13 protein-coding genes are annotated in these 16,100 nt (G+C 71.4%); 7 read left to right on the forward strand and 6 right to left on the reverse strand.

Translation table 11 applies throughout. From position 1 onward, the window contains the following. Positions 1–2: 2 nt before the first annotated feature. Both scpA and ACWEFB_RS10990 read right to left on the reverse strand, forming a co-directional pair. Positions 3–2,210: a methylmalonyl-CoA mutase gene (scpA, locus tag ACWEFB_RS10985; protein WP_452284426.1), complete on the reverse strand. Its 2,208-nt coding sequence runs from the start codon at positions 2,208–2,210 to the stop codon at positions 3–5. Continuing rightward, on the reverse strand, positions 2,210–4,066 hold the full coding sequence (locus ACWEFB_RS10990) for a methylmalonyl-CoA mutase family protein (RefSeq protein WP_452284428.1): 1,857 nt from the start codon (positions 4,064–4,066) through the stop codon (positions 2,210–2,212). Before ACWEFB_RS10990 ends, scpA begins: the two co-directional genes overlap by 1 nt. A 224-nt stretch (positions 4,067–4,290) precedes the next feature. Between ACWEFB_RS10990 and ACWEFB_RS10995 the strand changes: the two genes are divergently transcribed. From ACWEFB_RS10995 to ACWEFB_RS11020, 6 genes are all read left to right on the forward strand, one after another. Next, complete coding sequence (locus ACWEFB_RS10995) at positions 4,291–5,157, forward strand: alpha/beta hydrolase (protein WP_452284430.1); 867 nt, start codon at positions 4,291–4,293, stop codon at positions 5,155–5,157. Between the two features lie 179 nt (positions 5,158–5,336). Further along, positions 5,337–6,371: an extracellular catalytic domain type 2 short-chain-length polyhydroxyalkanoate depolymerase gene (locus tag ACWEFB_RS11000; RefSeq protein ID WP_452284432.1), complete on the forward strand. Its 1,035-nt coding sequence runs from the start codon at positions 5,337–5,339 to the stop codon at positions 6,369–6,371. A 174-nt stretch (positions 6,372–6,545) separates the two neighbouring features. Next, positions 6,546–7,418: an ABC transporter ATP-binding protein gene (locus tag ACWEFB_RS11005; RefSeq protein ID WP_452284434.1), complete on the forward strand. Its 873-nt coding sequence runs from the start codon at positions 6,546–6,548 to the stop codon at positions 7,416–7,418. A gap of 82 nt (positions 7,419–7,500) precedes the next feature. Then, positions 7,501–8,517 (forward strand): aliphatic sulfonate ABC transporter substrate-binding protein, encoded by a 1,017-nt coding sequence (locus ACWEFB_RS11010; RefSeq protein ID WP_326557982.1) that lies wholly within the window; start codon positions 7,501–7,503, stop codon positions 8,515–8,517. Then, a complete protein-coding gene (locus tag ACWEFB_RS11015) occupies positions 8,514–9,344 on the forward strand; it encodes an ABC transporter permease (RefSeq protein WP_452284437.1) in 831 nt (276 codons plus the stop codon). The genes ACWEFB_RS11010 and ACWEFB_RS11015 overlap by 4 nt, the downstream gene beginning before the upstream one ends. Positions 9,345–9,457: 113 nt before the next feature. Next, positions 9,458–10,705 (forward strand): esterase-like activity of phytase family protein, encoded by a 1,248-nt coding sequence (locus tag ACWEFB_RS11020; RefSeq protein ID WP_452284439.1) that lies wholly within the window; start codon positions 9,458–9,460, stop codon positions 10,703–10,705. Positions 10,706–10,809: 104 nt separating this feature from the next. Here ACWEFB_RS11020 and ACWEFB_RS11025 read toward each other — a convergent pair whose 3' ends face one another. Next, the gene (locus ACWEFB_RS11025; RefSeq protein WP_452284441.1) at positions 10,810–11,520 is read right to left on the reverse strand and encodes a carbonic anhydrase; all 711 of its coding nucleotides are present in this window, start codon (positions 11,518–11,520) and stop codon (positions 10,810–10,812) included. Between the two features lie 245 nt (positions 11,521–11,765). Further along, positions 11,766–12,296 carry a TrmH family RNA methyltransferase gene (locus ACWEFB_RS11030; RefSeq protein ID WP_452284443.1) on the reverse strand — a complete coding sequence of 177 codons (531 nt, stop codon included), beginning with the start codon at positions 12,294–12,296 and terminating at the stop codon, positions 11,766–11,768. A 201-nt stretch (positions 12,297–12,497) separates the two neighbouring features. On the opposite strand from ACWEFB_RS11030, the gene ACWEFB_RS11035 reads away from it, so the two are divergent. Then, a complete protein-coding gene (locus tag ACWEFB_RS11035; protein ID WP_452284445.1) occupies positions 12,498–13,487 on the forward strand; it encodes an endonuclease/exonuclease/phosphatase family protein in 990 nt (329 codons plus the stop codon). A gap of 50 nt (positions 13,488–13,537) precedes the next feature. Here ACWEFB_RS11035 and ACWEFB_RS11040 read toward each other — a convergent pair whose 3' ends face one another. Together ACWEFB_RS11040 and ACWEFB_RS11045 are read right to left on the reverse strand one after the other, a co-directional pair. Next, entirely contained in the window at positions 13,538–14,752 is a 1,215-nt protein-coding gene (locus ACWEFB_RS11040; protein WP_452284447.1) for a low temperature requirement protein A, read from the reverse strand. 65 nt (positions 14,753–14,817) lie between these two features. Beyond that, a complete protein-coding gene (locus ACWEFB_RS11045) occupies positions 14,818–16,092 on the reverse strand; it encodes an enolase C-terminal domain-like protein (RefSeq protein WP_452284449.1) in 1,275 nt (424 codons plus the stop codon). Between the last annotated feature and the right edge of the window lie 8 nt (positions 16,093–16,100).

Here is a 16,100-nt window from a genome sequence, read left to right on the forward strand (position 1 = left end):
CGTCATGCGACGGTCGGGTGGCCGAGTCGCTTGGAGAGTTCGGTGAGCAGGTCGAGCGCGGCGTCGGGGATGACGGTTCCGGGCGGGAAGATCGCGGTGGCACCGGCGGTCCGGAGGGTGTCGAAGTCCTGTTCGGGGATGACTCCACCGACGATGATCATGATGTCGGAGCGGCCGAGCGCGGCGAGTTCGTCGCGCAGCGCCGGTACGAGCGTGAGGTGTCCGGCGGCGAGGGAGTTCACGCCGACGATGTGGACGTCGGCCTCGACCGCCTGCCGGGCGACCTCGGCCGGGGTCTGGAACAGCGGGCCCACGTCGACGTCGAAGCCGAGGTCGGCGAAGGCGGTGGCGATGACCTTCTGCCCCCGGTCGTGCCCGTCCTGGCCCATCTTCGCCACCAGGATGCGGGGCTGGCGACCCTCGGCGTCGGCGAACGCGGCGGTGGCGGCCCTGGTCTGCTCGACGGCGGTGCTGTCGCCGGCCTCGTTCCGGTACACACCGGTGATCGTACGGATCTGCGCGGTGTGCCGGCCGTAGACGTCCTCCAGCGCGTCGGAGATTTCCCCGACGGTGGCCTTCGCACGGGCGGCGTCGACGGCCAGGGCGAGCAGGTTACGGCTCAGGTCCCCCTGCCCGGCGGGACCGGCGGCAGCGGCCCTGCGCAGGTTGTCGAGGGCGGCGGCCCACGCCTGCGGGTCACGTTCGGCGCGCAACCGGCGGAGCTTGTCGACCTGCTCGGTCCGTACGGCGGTGTTGTCGACGCGGAGGACGTCGATGGGTTCGTCGGTGGCCGGCCGGTAGGTGTTGACGCCGACGACGGGCTGCCGCCCGGAGTCGATCCGGGCCTGGGTACGGGCCGCCGCCTCCTCGATCCGCAGCTTGGGGATGCCGGCGTCGATCGCGGCGGCCATCCCACCGGCGGCCTCGACCTCCCGGATGTGCTCCCAGGCGCGGGTGGCGAGGTCGTGGGTGAGGCGTTCGACGTAGGCGCTGCCACCCCAGGGGTCGATGACCCCGGTGGTCCCGGATTCCTGGGCGATGACGAGTTGGGTGTTGCGGGCGATCCGGGCGGAGAAGTCGGTGGGCAGGGCCAGTGCCTCGTCCAGGGCGTTGGTGTGCAGGGACTGGGTGTGGCCCTGGGTGGCGGCCATCGCCTCGACGCAGGTACGGATGACGTTGTTGAACACGTCCTGGGCGGTCAGCGACCACCCCGAGGTCTGGCAGTGCGTCCGCAGCGACAACGACTTCGGGTTCGTCGGCTCGAACTCGCGGACCAGTTTGGCCCAGAGGAGCCGGGCGGCGCGGAGCTTCGCCACCTCCATGAAGAAGTTCATGCCGACGGCCCAGAAGAACGACAGTCGCGGGGCGAAGGCGTCGATGTCCAGCCCGGCGGCCCGACCGGCGCGCAGGTACTCGATGCCGTCGGCGAGGGTGTAGGCGAGTTCGAGGTCGGCGGTCGCCCCGGCTTCCTGGATGTGGTAGCCGGAGATGGAGATCGAGTTGAACCGGGGCATCCGGGTCGAGGTGTAGGCGAAGATGTCGGAGATGATCCGCATCGACGGTCCGGGCGGGTAGATGTAGGTGTTGCGGACCATGAACTCCTTGAGGATGTCGTTCTGGATCGTCCCCGAGAGTTGTTCCGGTGCCACACCCTGCTCCTCGGCGGCCACGATGTACAGCGCGAGGATCGGCAGGACCGCGCCGTTCATGGTCATCGACACGCTCATCCGGTCCAACGGGATCCCGTCGAACAGCTCCCGCATGTCGTAGATGGAGTCGATCGCCACCCCGGCCATGCCGACGTCACCGACGACCCTGGGGTGGTCGGAGTCGTAACCCCGGTGCGTCGGCAGGTCGAACGCGACCGACAGCCCCTTCTGCCCGGCGGCCAGGTTCCGCCGGTAGAAGGCGTTCGACTGCTGGGCGGTGGAGAAGCCGGCGTACTGGCGGATCGTCCACGGCTGGGTGGTGTACATCGTCGGGTACGGCCCGCGCAGGAACGGGGCGATGCCCGGGTACGTGCCCAGGAAGTCCAGTCCCTCGAGGTCGGCGGCGGTGTACAGCGGGGGGACGGTGATCCCCTCCGGGGTCTCCCAGGCCAGCGCCTCGGCTTCGGTGCCGGTCTGGTCGCGTACGGCGTCGCGCCACCGGTCCGGGTCCACGGTGGGATCCGGTGTGCCGAGTTCCAGGTTGGAGAAGTCCGGGATCATCACGCCACCCCCAGGTCACGTAGCGTCGTTTCGATTACCCGTACGGCGTCGCAGCCCGTGTACAGGTAGGAGTCCACCCCGTGGTGTTCGCCGGGTGGGCCGGCCAGCCAGATCCGTTGCGCACCCGCGACGGTCAGCGCCGCCGCGACCGGTGCGGCCAGTGTCGCGTACGCCTTGTCGGTGCCGCAGAGGCAGGCGACGGTGGCTCCGCTGGCGGTGAAGGCGGCGGCGATCTCGTCCGCGTCGGTTGCCGGGCCGCTGCGTGTCGTGGTGATCCCACCGGCGGCGAAGAGGTTCGCCGCGAACGACGCCCGACCGGTGTGCGCGGCGATCGGGCCGAGGGTGGCCAGGAACACGGTCGGCCGGGTGCCGGTGTCCGTGGTGTGGGTGTCGGCCCGGTCGCGCAGGTCCTCGAACAGTTCGGCGTACCGGTGCCGGGGCAGGCCGCCCCCGACCGGTGCCGGTGCCGGGGAACGGACCGGGCGGCGCTCCTCCAGGTTGGGGAACTCGCTGACACCGGTGATCGGATCCCGCCGGTGGGCGAGGTTGTCCGTACGCCGGTCCCAGGTCGTGGCGAGGCGGTCGGCGACCAGCCCGCTGGCCAGGGCGGCGGGAAGTCCACCGGCGCGTTCGATCTCGGTGAACCACGCCCAGGCGGCGTGGGCGAGGTCCTCGGTCAGGCGTTCGACGTACCAGGAACCCCCGGCGGGGTCGACGACCCGGCCGACGTTGGCCTCGGCCAGCAGCAGCGACTGGGTGTTGCGGGCGATCCGGCGGCTGAATCCGTCCGGAAGCCCGAGTCGGGCGTCGAACGGTGCGACGGTGACCGCGTCCGCACCGCCGACCCCGGCGGCGAAGCAGGCGAGAGTGGTCCGGAGCATGTTCACCCAGGGGTCGCGGGCGGTCATCATCGCCGCCGAGGTGACCGCGTGCTGGCGCTGGGCGCCGGCGGCCGGAACGCCGCACACCTCGGCGACGCGGGCCCAGAGCCGCCGGGCGGCGCGCAGCTTCGCGATGGTGAGGAACTGGTCGGCGGTGGCCGCGTAGCGGAACTCCACCTGGCCGAGGGCGGTGGTGGGGTCGAGACCGGCGTCGGTCGACGCCCGCAGGTAGGCCACGCCCGCCGCGATCGAGCACCCGAGTTCCTCGGCGTCGCTGCCACCGGCGTCGTGGAAGACGGTCGCGTCGACGGTCATCGCCCGCAGGCCGGGGTGGTCCGCCGCGCACCGGGCGGCGAGGGCGGCGGCGGGCCGCAGGTCGGCGACGTCACCGGTACGGGCCTGCCAGCCGAGCGGGTCGGCGCCCAGGTTGCCGCTCAGTTGCGCCGGTGCGAGGCCCGCCTCGGCGGCGAGCGCGAACAGTGCTGCCGCCGCCTGTTCGGTGGCGGGGCCGGCGTCCAGCACCAGCCCGACCAGGTCGAGGTAGACCCCGTCGAGTGCCGCCGGCAGCGTTGCCGGGTCCAGGCCGCCCGGTCCGAGGGCCAGCCAGATCGAGGTGCCGCCGTTTTCCAGGTCGGCCAGGATCGCCTCGTTGGTGGTGGCCGGATCCGGATCGGTGTGCCGTTGCCGGATGTCCCAACCCGACCGGACCGGTCCGGTCGGTTGTCCACCGCGGGTGAACGGCCACAGTCCGGGCAGGCCGGCGGGTGCCGGGGCGTCGGTGGCGGTGTGCAGGGGCGCCACGCGGATGCCGTCGTACGTGGTCCGGCCCAGTAGGTCGTGGACTGCCTCGGGGGCCGTGTTCTCGTCGGCCGCGCCGCTCTTGCGCAGTACGGCGAGCGCCAGTTCCTGCCACTGGGCCAGCGTCGCGGGTGCGAAATCAGCGGCCAGGCTCGGCTCTCCTGGTGACCGGGTCATGAACGGAGACTAAGGGTGGCGCCCGGCGGGCCGCTCACCGGTGGGCCTGCCGGTGGTGACGAATCGTGCCAGTCCGGTGCCGTCCGTCCGGATCGTCCGGTTCCTGACATGGCTCCCTGCTCGGGAAGGCATGGATCGCGGTACGGGATTGGCGGGTCAGGCGGCGGGTAAGCGGCCCGCGGCGTTCGTCCACGCGTACGCACGCGACCTGCCAGGAGGGGAACATGAGCAGCAGTCCCGCCGATCGCAGCTCGGCCGACACCATCGTGCTGATCCACGGGCTGTGGATGACACCGCGCAGTTGGGAGCAGTGGGTCGACCGCTACTCCGCCGCCGGCTTCCGCGTGCTCGCGCCGGCCTGGCCGGGAATGGAGGGGGAGGTCGAGCAACTGCGCCGGGACCCGTCGCCGATCGCGAAACTCAACGTCACCCGGATCGTCGACCACTACGACCGGATCATCCGGGACCTGGGCCGGCCGCCGATCATCATGGGTCACTCCTTCGGCGGGTCGTTCACCCAGATGCTGGCCGACCGGGGACTCGGTGCCGCCGCCGTGGCGATCGACTCCGCACCGGTCAAGGGGGTGCTGCGGGTGCCGTTCTCGTCGCTGCGGGTCGCTCTCCCGATCCTGCGCAGTTTCGGCAACCGGCGCCGGGCGGTGCCGCTGAGCCCCGAACAGTTCCACTACGCGTTCGCCAACACGATGAGCCGGGAGGAGTCCGACCGGATCTACGGGCGCTACCACGTACCCGGCGCCGGGGGAGTGCTCTGGGAGAGCGCGCTGGCCAACCTGAACCCGAGGTCGGCGATCCGGGCCAACTTCGCCAACAGCGACCGGGCCCCGCTGCTGTTCATCGCCGGCGGTGCCGACCACGTCGCGCCGCCGGTACAGAACAAGTCGAACGCCGGCCGTTACCGCCGGTCCAGGGCGATCACCGGCTACCACGAGTTCCCCGGCCGGACCCACTTCACCCTCGGGCAACCGGGCTGGCAGGCGGTCGCCGACTACGCGCTCGAGTGGGCGGTCGAGGCCACCGCCTCGCACAAGCCGGAGTACCAGCGCCAGCCGGCACCGGTGGCGGGTCAGTAGCGGCCACGGCTCTCACACCACGCGCGTCCCGATGTCCGTCGGGGCGCGCACTGGCGTGCGACCACACTCGTACGCGGTGAGACATGTCACGTACGACGGTGTCGGGGCGGCCGACGCGCTCCTAACCTCGGTGCACGCCGCGCCCCACCGCCGGCGTCTTCCCATCAGGAGGGCGTCCCATGAGGTTCCTCGTACGCACCGTCACGGCCGCTGCCGTGGCCCTGTCCCTGCTCGTCCCCGGCCCCGCCCCGGCCCTGGCCGCCGCCAACCCGTACACGAAGACGCCGGTCGCCGGCTCGCTCGGCACGTACCAGGTGTCCGGGGTGTACGTCGCCGGGGTCTCGTCCGGCGGATACCTGGCGACCCAGTTGCAGGTCGCCTACTCCAGCCGGATCAAGGGGGCGGCGATCTTCGCCGCCGGGCCGTACTACTGCGCCCAGAACAACGTCAGCCAGGCCCTGTACGCCTGCGCCGACAACACCCTGCCGACGTACCTGACCAATCTGGAGGCGTACACCCGGACCTGGGCGGCGTACGGCTGGGTCGACCCGGTCAGCCGGCTGTCCGGGCAGCCCGTCTACGTCTACCACGGCAACAACGACACGGCGATCAGGAAGTCCGTCACCGACGACCTGGTCCGCTACTACCAGCACTTCGGCGCCAGTGTCCAGTACGACAGCGGCTCGTCCGCCGGTCACGCCTGGGTCACCCCGTACGGCACCGGGGCCTGCACCGCGACGGTGTCACCGTTCCTCAACGACTGCGGTACGGACCCGCAGAACACCTTCCTGCGCAAGCTGCTCGGCTCGGTCAGCGCACCGAACACCGGCCCGCTCGGCGGCACCCTGACCAGCTTCAACCAGAGCACGTTCGCGGTGAACGGGAACGCGGCCGGGCTGAGCATGGGCGGGACCGGGTTCGCGTACGTGCCGTCGAGTTGCGCGTCCGGGCAGTCCTGCAAACTGCTGGTCGCGCTGCACGGCTGCCAGCAGGGCTACAACACCGTCGGTACGGCCTTCGTGGACCGCGCCAACCTCAACCAGTACGCCGACACCAACCGGCTGATCGTGCTCTACCCGCAGGCCACCGCCTCGGCGGTGAATCCGAACGGCTGCTGGGACTGGTGGGGTTACCTCGGCAGCACCGCCTATCCGATCAAAGGCGGGCCGCAGTTGGAGACCGTGATGAACATGGTGCGCCGGCTCGGCGGCTGAGTCGCCGGACAGCCCGTGGAGCCGTACGTCGATGCGGAACCCGGCCCTAGCCTACTCAACCGATAGGAATTATCGGTAAGGTGTGCGGGTCAGGTTCCGCATCGGGGCGCAGCAGGCGTGCCCCGGTGCCGCCGGGGCGTCGTCGGCGCCAGGGGAGGGGTCACGGTGTCGATCGTGGAGCGTCCGGTACCGGCGTCGGCGTCCACCAGCCGACCGCCGCTCACCCGACCCGCGCCCGTACGGCTGGCCCGGATCGGACGCGCGTTCGGACGGGGTACCGGCCGCCGCGTTGTGCTGCGGGACGTCACCCTCGACATCGCGGCCGGCGAGGTGGTGGCCCTGTTGGGCCCGTCCGGCTGCGGGAAGTCGACCCTGCTGCGGCTCGTCGCCGGACTCGACCGGGCCACCGAGGGCCTGGTCGAGGTGGACGGGCGGGAGGTGCGCGGGGTCGAGTCACGCACCGCCGTGGTGTTCCAGGAACCCCGGCTGCTGCCCTGGCGGACGCTGACCCGCAACGTCGCCTTCGGACTACCGAGCGGTACCGGCCGGGCCGAGGGGCGGGCCGAGGTGAGCCGCCTGCTTGCCGTCATGGGCCTGTCCGAGTTCGCCGGGCACCGCCCCCGGCAGATCTCCGGTGGCATGGCCCAACGCACCGCCCTGGCCCGCGCCCTGGCCCGTCGCCCGGGTGTGCTGCTGCTCGACGAGCCGTTCGCCGCCCTGGACGCGCTCACCCGGCTGCGCATGCAGGACCTGGTCGACGACGTGCAGCGGGCTGCCGGTACCACCGTGCTCCTGGTCACCCACGACGTCGACGAGGCGCTGCAACTCGCCGACCGGATCGTCCTGCTCGGTCCGTCGGAACCCGGTACGGCGGACGCGGCCGAATCCGGCTCGACCATCCAACTGGTGATCGACGTGCCGGTCGTACGCCCGCGCGACCGCGCGGACCCCGTCCTGACCTCGCTGCGCGCCGAGTTGCTGGACCGCCTCGGCGTGCCCCGGCGTACCGGTGCCGCCGTCGGCGGCGACGCGACCCCGTCGAGCTAGCGACCACCGGCGTCACCGACCGCCGTAGAACGTCACCCGGCCGGCACCGGCCGGGTGGTCCCCCTCACCGAAGGAATCCCCTGTGCGAAAAGTTACCGGCGTCCCGGTTCGGGTCGCGCTCGCGATGACCGCCGTGGTGGCCCTGTTGACCGGCTGCGTGGCCGGCGAGGACTCCGGGTCCGACACCCCGGACGGCACCGGGGTCGCGCTGCGGCTCGACTACGCGTACTGGAACCCGGAGAGCCTCGTGCTGCGGGACCAGAAGTGGTTGGAGACCGAGCTGGCCGACAAGCGGGTCTCGGTGACCTGGCAACTCTCCGCCGGCAGCAACAAGGCCAACGAGAACCTGCGCGCGGCGGTGATCGACATCGGTTCCACCGCCGGGGTGGCCGCGCTCGTCGCCCGGGCCAACGGCTCGCCGATCAAGACGGTCGAGGTCTTCAGCCAGCCGGAGTGGGCCGCGATCGTGGTGGCGAAGAACTCGCCGATCGCCTCGGTGGCCCAGCTCAAGGGCCGCAAGATCGCCGCGACCAAGGGCACCGACCCGTACTTCTTCCTGCTACAGGCGCTCGACCAGGCGGGCCTGAAGCCGTCGGACGTCACGGTGGTCAACCTTCAGCACGCCGACGGCAAGACCGCCCTCGAACGCGGTGACGTCGACGCCTGGGCCGGGCTCGACCCGCACATGGCACAGAGCCAGGTCGACGCCGGCTCCAAGCTGATCTACCGCAACCTCGACTTCAACACCTACGGGGTGCTCAACGCCCGTGAGGACTTCATCGCCGCGCACCCCGAACTGGTGCAGGCGGTGGTCAACGCCTACGAGCGGGCCCGTGCCTGGCTCACCGAGCACCCCGACCAGGCGGTCGAACTGCTCGCCCGGGAATCCAAGGTCTCCGCCGAGGTGGCCCGGGTCGTGCTCGCCGAACGGACCCGGCTCGCGGTGGACCCGGTGCCCGGGGCGGCGCAGCGGCAGGTCTTCGAACGGGTACTGCCGATCCTGGTCGCCGACGGCAACGTACGCAGCGCCGACGAGGCCCGTACCGCGCTGGACTCGCTGCTCGAACCGAGGTTCGCCCAGGACCGGGCCAAGCCGTGAGCGTGGCACCGGTCCGGTCCGCTCCGGCGTCACCGCCGGCACCGGCCACGTCCCGCCCTGCCCGGTCCGGCATCCGCCGGCGGCTGCTGCACGCCGGGGCCGGCCTGCTGGTGCCCCTCGCGCTGCTCGCGACGTGGCAGGCGGTGGTCGCGGCGCACGTGTACGCGCCGGCCCAACTGCCCCCGCCGTACGACGTGGTGCTGGCGCTGCGTGAACTGCTCGGCCGGGGCGAGCTGTGGCACCACGTCGCGATCAGCACCCAGCGGGTCCTGATCGGGTTCGTCCTCGGCAGCGGGGCCGGTCTGGCGCTGGGCGGCCTGGTCGGGCTCTCCGCGCCGCTGCGGGTCCTGCTCAGTCCGACCGTGCAGGCACTGCGGGCGATCCCGTCCCTGGCCTGGGTGCCGCTGCTGCTGCTCTGGCTGGGAATCGGCGAGACCCCCAAGGTCGTGCTGGTGGCGATCGGGGCGTTCTTCCCGGTCTACACCACCGTCGCGTCCGCACTGGCGCATGTGGATCCGCACTTCATCGAGGTCGGCCGGGCCTACGGTCGCACCGGCGTACGGCTGCTCGGCACGGTGCTGCTGCCGGCCGCGACCCCGCCGGTGCTCGCCGGCCTGCGGCTGGCGATGGCCCAGTCGTGGCTGTTCCTGGTCGCGGCCGAGCTGATCGCCTCCTCGATGGGCCTGGGTTTCCTGCTCATCGACAGCCAGAACACCGGCCGGACCGACGTGATCCTGCTGGCGATCCTGCTGCTCGCCCTGCTCGGCAAGCTCAGCGACACCCTGCTGGCCCTCGCCGAGCGGCGGCTGCTCGCCGGGCGGAGCTGACCGGGACCGACGGGTGGTCCGGGGCACGGGTCGTCGCTCGTGCCCCCGGATCATTGATTGATCGACAATTCCTGGTCAACCGTGGTTCAACCGGGACGCCTACCGTGCCGCCCATGACAGCTACCGCTCGACGGCTCGGTCTCGGCCTCGGTATCGGCGCGTTGACGCTCGCCGTACTCGCCGTGCCCACCGCCGCGGCCAACCTCATCGGGGCCGACCGCACCGAGGTCAACCTCACCGGGCAGGGTGGACCGGCGAAGCCGTTCCGCCAGGCCACGCTCACCAACTTCGCCGCACTGCCGGCCATGTCCTTCGTACCGGCCAGCGAGCCGTCCGGGTCGCTGCTCGGCACCGCCCCGGTCAACGGGGTCGTCGCGCCCTTCGCCGACCAGCCGGTGCAGGGCTTCAGCGGCGTGCAGCGCAACGCCGACGGCACTTTCGACGTACTCACCGACAACGGCTTCGGCAACAAGGCCAACAGCGCCGACTTCGTCCTGCGGATCCAGCGGGTCGCGCCGAGCTTCGGCACCGGATCCGTCGACGTCCTCGGCGGTCTGAACCTGACCGACCCGAACGGGCTGGTGCCGTTCGCGCTGACCCGTCCGGACCGGGTGCTCACCGGCTCCGACTTCGACATCGAGTCGATGGTCAAGGCCAAGGACGGGTCGTACTGGCTCGGTGACGAGTTCGGCCCGTACCTGCTGCACTTCGACCGGGCCGGTCGCCTGGTGCAGGCACCGGTGCCACTGCCCGGCGTACGGGCCCCGGAGAACCCGGCGGGCCAGCCGAACCTGCCCAGCAGCAAGGGCTTCGAGGGCATGGCGCTCGCCCCGGACGGTCGTTCGCTCTACCCGCTGCTGGAGGGCACCGTCGCCGGTGACCCGGCGGGTGCGCTGCGGCTGTACCAGTACGACCTGACCGCCGGCCGGTACACCGACAACTGGTGGACCTACCAGCTCGACTCGCCCGGCAACGCCATCGGTGACGCGATCAGCGTCGACAACAACCGGATGCTGATCATCGAGCGGGACAACGGCGAGGGTGCCTCCGCCCTGTTCAAGAAGATCTACCTGATCGACCGGCGGGACCGGGACCGGGACGGCAAGGTCGACAAGACCCTCGTCGCGGACCTGCTCAACATCAACAATCCGCACAACATCGGCGGCTTCGGGCCGGTGTTCCGGTTCCCGTTCACCACCATCGAGGGCCTGGTCATCCTGGACGACCGGACGCTCGGTGTGCTCAACGACAACAACTTCCCGTCGTCGAACGGGCGTACGCCTGGCAAGCCTGACAACAACGAGTTCATCACCATCCGGTTGAGCGCGAACCTCGACGCGGACAAGCGCGTACTGCCGTAACCACCGGACGATCCGAAGGTGCCCCGGCCCGCGAGTTGCGGACCGGGGCACCTTGCCGTCGGCGGTCGGGGGGAGCCGGGCCGACGGTGGTCGTACCGGAAGGCTCAGCCGAGCAGGGTGACCTTGCCGTTGTCGAGGTCGTAGCGGGCACCGACGACGCCGAGGGCGCCCTCGTGGACCTTCTCCCGGACGATCTCGCTCTGGTCGAACAGGGCCTGCACCTGGGCCAGGACGTTGGCCTTCACCGCGGCCTCGACCACGTCACCGGGGCCGCCCACCAGGGGCTCGACCACCGGGCGCAGCGCCTCGACGATGGTGCCGATGTGGCCGGGGGCCGCACCGCCGGTCTCGATCGCGTTGATGGTGGCGGAGATGGCGCCGCACCGCTCGTGGCCGACGACCACGATCAGCGGGACGCCGAACTCCTCGATCGCGAACTCGATGCTGCCGAGCAGCAGGTCGTCCACGATGTTGCCGGCGACCCGGTTGTCGAACAGGTCACCCAGGCCCTGGTCGAACAGGATCTCCGGGGAGACGCGGGAGTCGGCGCAGCCGAGGGTGATCGCGAACGGGTGCTGTCCGCTGGCCAGTTCGTGCAGGTCCTTCAGGGACTGGTGCGGGTGCCGGGCCTGGCCCTTGTAGAAGCGCTTGTTGCCGGCGATGAGCCGGTTCAGGGCGGTGGTGGGGGTGGGTGCGGGGGGCTCGGTCGGGTGGGCCGAAGCCGGGCTGGCGAGTCCGAGGACGCCGGCCACGCCGGCGGCGGTGAGACCACCGGCGGCGAGCACCGAGCGGCGGGACACGGTCTGCGAAGACAAGGGGTGTCTCCTCGTGGTGGGAACGAACGGGGAAGAGGAAGGGCTCTCGCCGGCGGGTGACCCGTGACCCGGCGAGGACCCCGCAGATACTGCGCCCACCGGCCGACCTCGCGAAACCCCGATTTCGTACGGCCGAGCAAGTCGATCGAGGCGACCTGCGCAAAGACGCCCAGTCAGAAACCTGACAGTGATCTGGACGACGACCGGACGGCACCGGCGAGTGCCGTCGTCGATGCCGTCGGTGATCAGATCAGGCCGGCGAGCTTGTAGAGGACCAGCGAACCGGCCACCGCCACGTTGAGGCTCAGACCGCTGCCGACCATCGGGATCTCGACAACCGCGTCGAGGGTGTCCAGGGCTTCGGCCGGAATTCCGGTCGACTCGTGACCGAGGAGCATCACCGTACGGCGCCGGGCGGTGGGCAGGTCCGCGAGCCGGACCGCCTCCTCGGCCAACTCCACGCCGAGGATGTGCGCGCCGCGGGCCCGTTCGGCGGCCAACCAGCGCAGCGGATCGCCGACCCGGTGCACACAGGTCGGGCGGCGCAGGGTGTTGCCCCTGTCCATCGCCCGGTCCACCCACCCGAACGGCGGTACGGCCAGGCACGCGCCGACCGCGTCGCAGGTGCGCAACAGGGTGCCGAGGTTCGCCTCGTGCATTGGCCAGAGCGGGGCCGCGATCAGATGCCCCCAGCAGCGGTGGGCTCGGGGACGGCGGACGGCACGCAGGTCGGTACGGGAGCGGATCCGGACGCTCGGCCGGTTCTCCGGCCTCATCCGACGGTGGCGGACCCGCCACTTCGGTTGTCGTTCACATGGGACGTGCTTCGCGGCGCACGCGGGCCATCGACGGGGATACCGAGTCGAGCATAGCGGGCCGCGAGCCGGCACGCCCCTCCCGGCCGGTGCCGGTGCCGGTGCCGGTTCCGGTTCCGGACGGGTCGCGGGCAGCGGCCGGGCATCGGTTACCCTCGTCCGGTGTCCGGGGCGGATAGTCGGTCGGCCGGTGTCCGCGCGGTTGCCGTACTCGGTGTGCTGCTACTGCTGGTGGCGGCGGTCGCCGGACAGGCGCTCGTCCGGCCCGGCCCGCCTCGGGCGGAGGTCGAGGCGGCGCCGGGGGTGCGGGCGTTCTGCCCGGAGGCGGGCCGGGGGCCATGCGCCGAGCTGGGCGGGTTGGATGGTGCCGTCGACCGCCACGATCCGGACCTGCCCTCGGCGCCGCCCGAGCAGGTTCCGTTCGGGGTGCTGCAACTCAACCTCTGCAACAGCGGTTTCGCCGGCTGTTACGCGGCACTCAACAACGGTAGGGCGGTCGAGGAGGCGTACGCGACGATCACGGCGCTGCGCCCGCAGGTCGTGACCCTCAACGAGATCTGTCGCGACGACGTGGCAACCACACTGCACCCGGCGATGGTCCGCAACTTCCCGGACGACCGGGTCTTCTGGGCGTTCCAGCCGGCTGGTGACCTGCCCGACGGTTCGCGGCCCTACCGGTGCCGCAACGGCGACGAGTACGGCATCGGGATCCTCGGCCGGGTACCGGCGGCGCACAGCGATGGCGTGTCGGTGTTCAACGGCCTCTACCCGGACCAGGGCGGCTACCCGGACGAGATGCGGGTATGGCTCTGCGTCGCCGCTCCGGGTGTCTACTACGCCTGCACGACGCATCTGACGTACATCTCGCCGTCGATCGCGATGCGGCAGTGCCGACGACTGCTGGACGTCGAGCTGCCTGCGATGCGGGCAACGGTCGGATCGATCGCCCCGGTGGTGGTGGCGGGTGACTTCAACCTCGCCTCCGGCGGCTCCCCGGACGTCCGGGACTGCGTTCCCGCCGGCTACCACCACACCGGCGACGGCGGCGTCCAACAGCTCATGACCAGCACCGATCTCGGCATGCCGAAGCCGAGTGCGCATCCGATGCGACACACCGACCACCCCGGCTGGTTCGCCGGCTTCCACCCCTGACCACTCAGGCGTCCGTCACCGGGCTGCTCGGGCGTCCGTCACCGGGCTGCTCAGGCGTCCGCCGCCGGGCCTCGGTCCAGGTCCTCCGGGGTGCCGCGGTCGCCGTGGTTGTCGCCCCCGGCGACGCTCGCGTCGGGATCCTGGTCGGTCCCGGAGTCACCCCCGGATCGGCGCTGGTTCACCTCTTCCGCCGCGCCGAGGCCCGCCACAACCAGGGTCAGCAGCCCGAGTCCGGCCAGCGCCGGCAGCAGGGCAGTCAGCGGCAGCAGGGCCAGGCAGGCGACGCTCGCGCCAGCCCGCCGCCAGGTGATCCTCCGGTGGATCCGCCAGTCGGTGTAGGCGAAGGTGGCGAGGAAGAGGGCGCAACCGCCGAAGAGCAGCCCCGCCTCGCCGCCGTGCAGCGGCTCGACCGGTTCCGACACCACGTGGCCCAGGCCGTCGGCGATCCCGATGATCGCCAGGCTGAACGGCACGTGCCCGTACACCAGGATCGCCCGCCGCAGGGGTGCCTGGTCGTCGGCCCGCTCCAGCGCCGACCGGAAGGCCCGTACGCCGTAGCCGAAGTAACACCACCACAGCGCGCAGACCAGGGCGTACGCGGCGGCTATGGCGGCCACCCGGATGTTCGTCAGCGGTTCGTTCACGGCCACCGCCCCGAGCTGGATCACGGACTCGCCGATCACGAGCATGATCAGCAGCCCGTAGCGGTGCGCGTAGTGCCGTGACTGCACCCGGATCCTCCCCACCGTCATCCGGGCCAACAAGGGACTCGACACGTCGATGCAGGCGGCGACCGCCCAGAGCACGATCCGGGCCGCACCCTCCAGGGCGGCGCCGGTCAGCAGCAGCGGGGCGGTCACCAGGACCACCCCGTGCGGGCCGAGGAAGAAGGCCCGCCACCGAGGTCGGCTACGCAACGTCACGAGACCGAGCAGGATGCGGCCGGACAGGGCGAGGCAGACGAAGGACAGGCCACGTTCGCCGTACGCCTCGGGGATGGTCATGGCCAGCAGCAGGCTGTCGAAGCCGAGGGCGAGGATCACCGCCCGGCCCCGGGCCATGCCGACGTCCTGCTGGTCGGTGTAGAGGACGACGCCGCCCCAGACCCAGTAGACGGTGATGAAGAGGATCAGGACCTTGCCGATCCCCGCCCAACTGTGCTCGTCATGCAGCAGGTGGGAGAACTGGGTGATGGCGAAGACGAAGGCCAGGTCGAAGAAGAGCTCCTCCCAGGTCACCCACTTCTCCGCCGGCCGGCGCCCCACCGCCACACCATACCGAGGCTCCGACCAGCGCAGACCCGCTTCGGGCCCGGTCGATCCTCATTCGCTCAGGGCGCCTCGATGCCGCCGTCGGGGCGGCGCACCCGCGCCGACCAGCGTTCGTGCTGGAGGGTGACCGGCGGATACTTCGCGGCGGCCCGCTCGTCCAGCTCGATTCCCCAACCCGGCGCGTCGTTCGGGTAGAGGTAGCCGTCGCGGGTGACCAGGGTGCCGGGAAAGACCTCCCGGGCGGCGTCGTTGTACTCGTGCCCCTCCTGGATACCGAACGCGGGCGTGGTGACGTCGAGCGCCACGTTCGCCGCCGCACCGATCGGGGAGACGTCGGCCGGCGCGTGCCAGGCGGTCTTCACCCCGGTCAGCTCGCAGAGCGCCACCAGCTTCCGGGTGGGGGTCAGCCCACCGACCGCGGTGATGTGCAACCGGAGCAGGTCCACCCCGCCGCCGAGGACCAGCCGGGTGGCGTCCGCGACCGAACTGACCTGCTCACCGACCGCGATCGGCACCGGTGAGTCGGCGCGGACCTGCGGCAGCCGGTCGTACTCCTCGGGCGCGACGACGTCCTCCAGGAAGAACAACCGGTACGGCTCCAGCGCGCGGGCCAGCAGCACCACCTGCTTCGGCGTGAGTCGGCTGTGTACGTCGTGCAGCAGCTCGACCTCCTCGCCCAGCTCGGCACGGGCGGCGGCGAACAGGGCCGGGGTGGTCCGCAGGTACTGCTGGACGTCCCAGCCGTCCGGGTACGGCTGCCCCGGATACCCACCGCCGACCGCCGGAGCGCCGTACGCGCCCAGGCCCGGCTGACCCACCTGGAGACGGATGTGTCGGTAACCGGCCGCCATGAACTCCCGCGCCTGCTCCAGGGTTTCCGCCACGGTCGCGCCACCCGCGTGGATGTAAGACTGGGCGGCGGTGCGTACCCGCCCGCCGAGCAGTTCGTAGACCGGCATCCCCGCCCGCTTGCCGGCGATGTCCCACAGGGCCAGGTCCACCCCGGCGAGCGCGTTGTTCGTCACCGGACCGTTTCGCCAGTACGACGAGAAGTGGACCATCCGGAAGATGTCCTCGATGTCGGCCGGGTGCCGGCCGATCAGCATCGGGGCCACGTGCTGTTCGATGGTGGCGACGACGGCGGTGAAGCGCTGGGTGAAGGTGGCGCAGCCGAGCCCGTACAGGCCGGGTTCGTTGGTGTCGATCCGGACCACCACCAGCGGCGGGCCCTCGGGCGCGGTGACGATCGCCCGTACCCGGGTGATCCGCAGGCCGTCCCGGGCCGGCCAGGGCGCCTGGGTCTCGGGCAGTACGGGCAGTTCGGCCTCGGTCATCGATCCTC

The organism is Micromonospora sp. NPDC004704 (genome assembly GCF_053601675.1).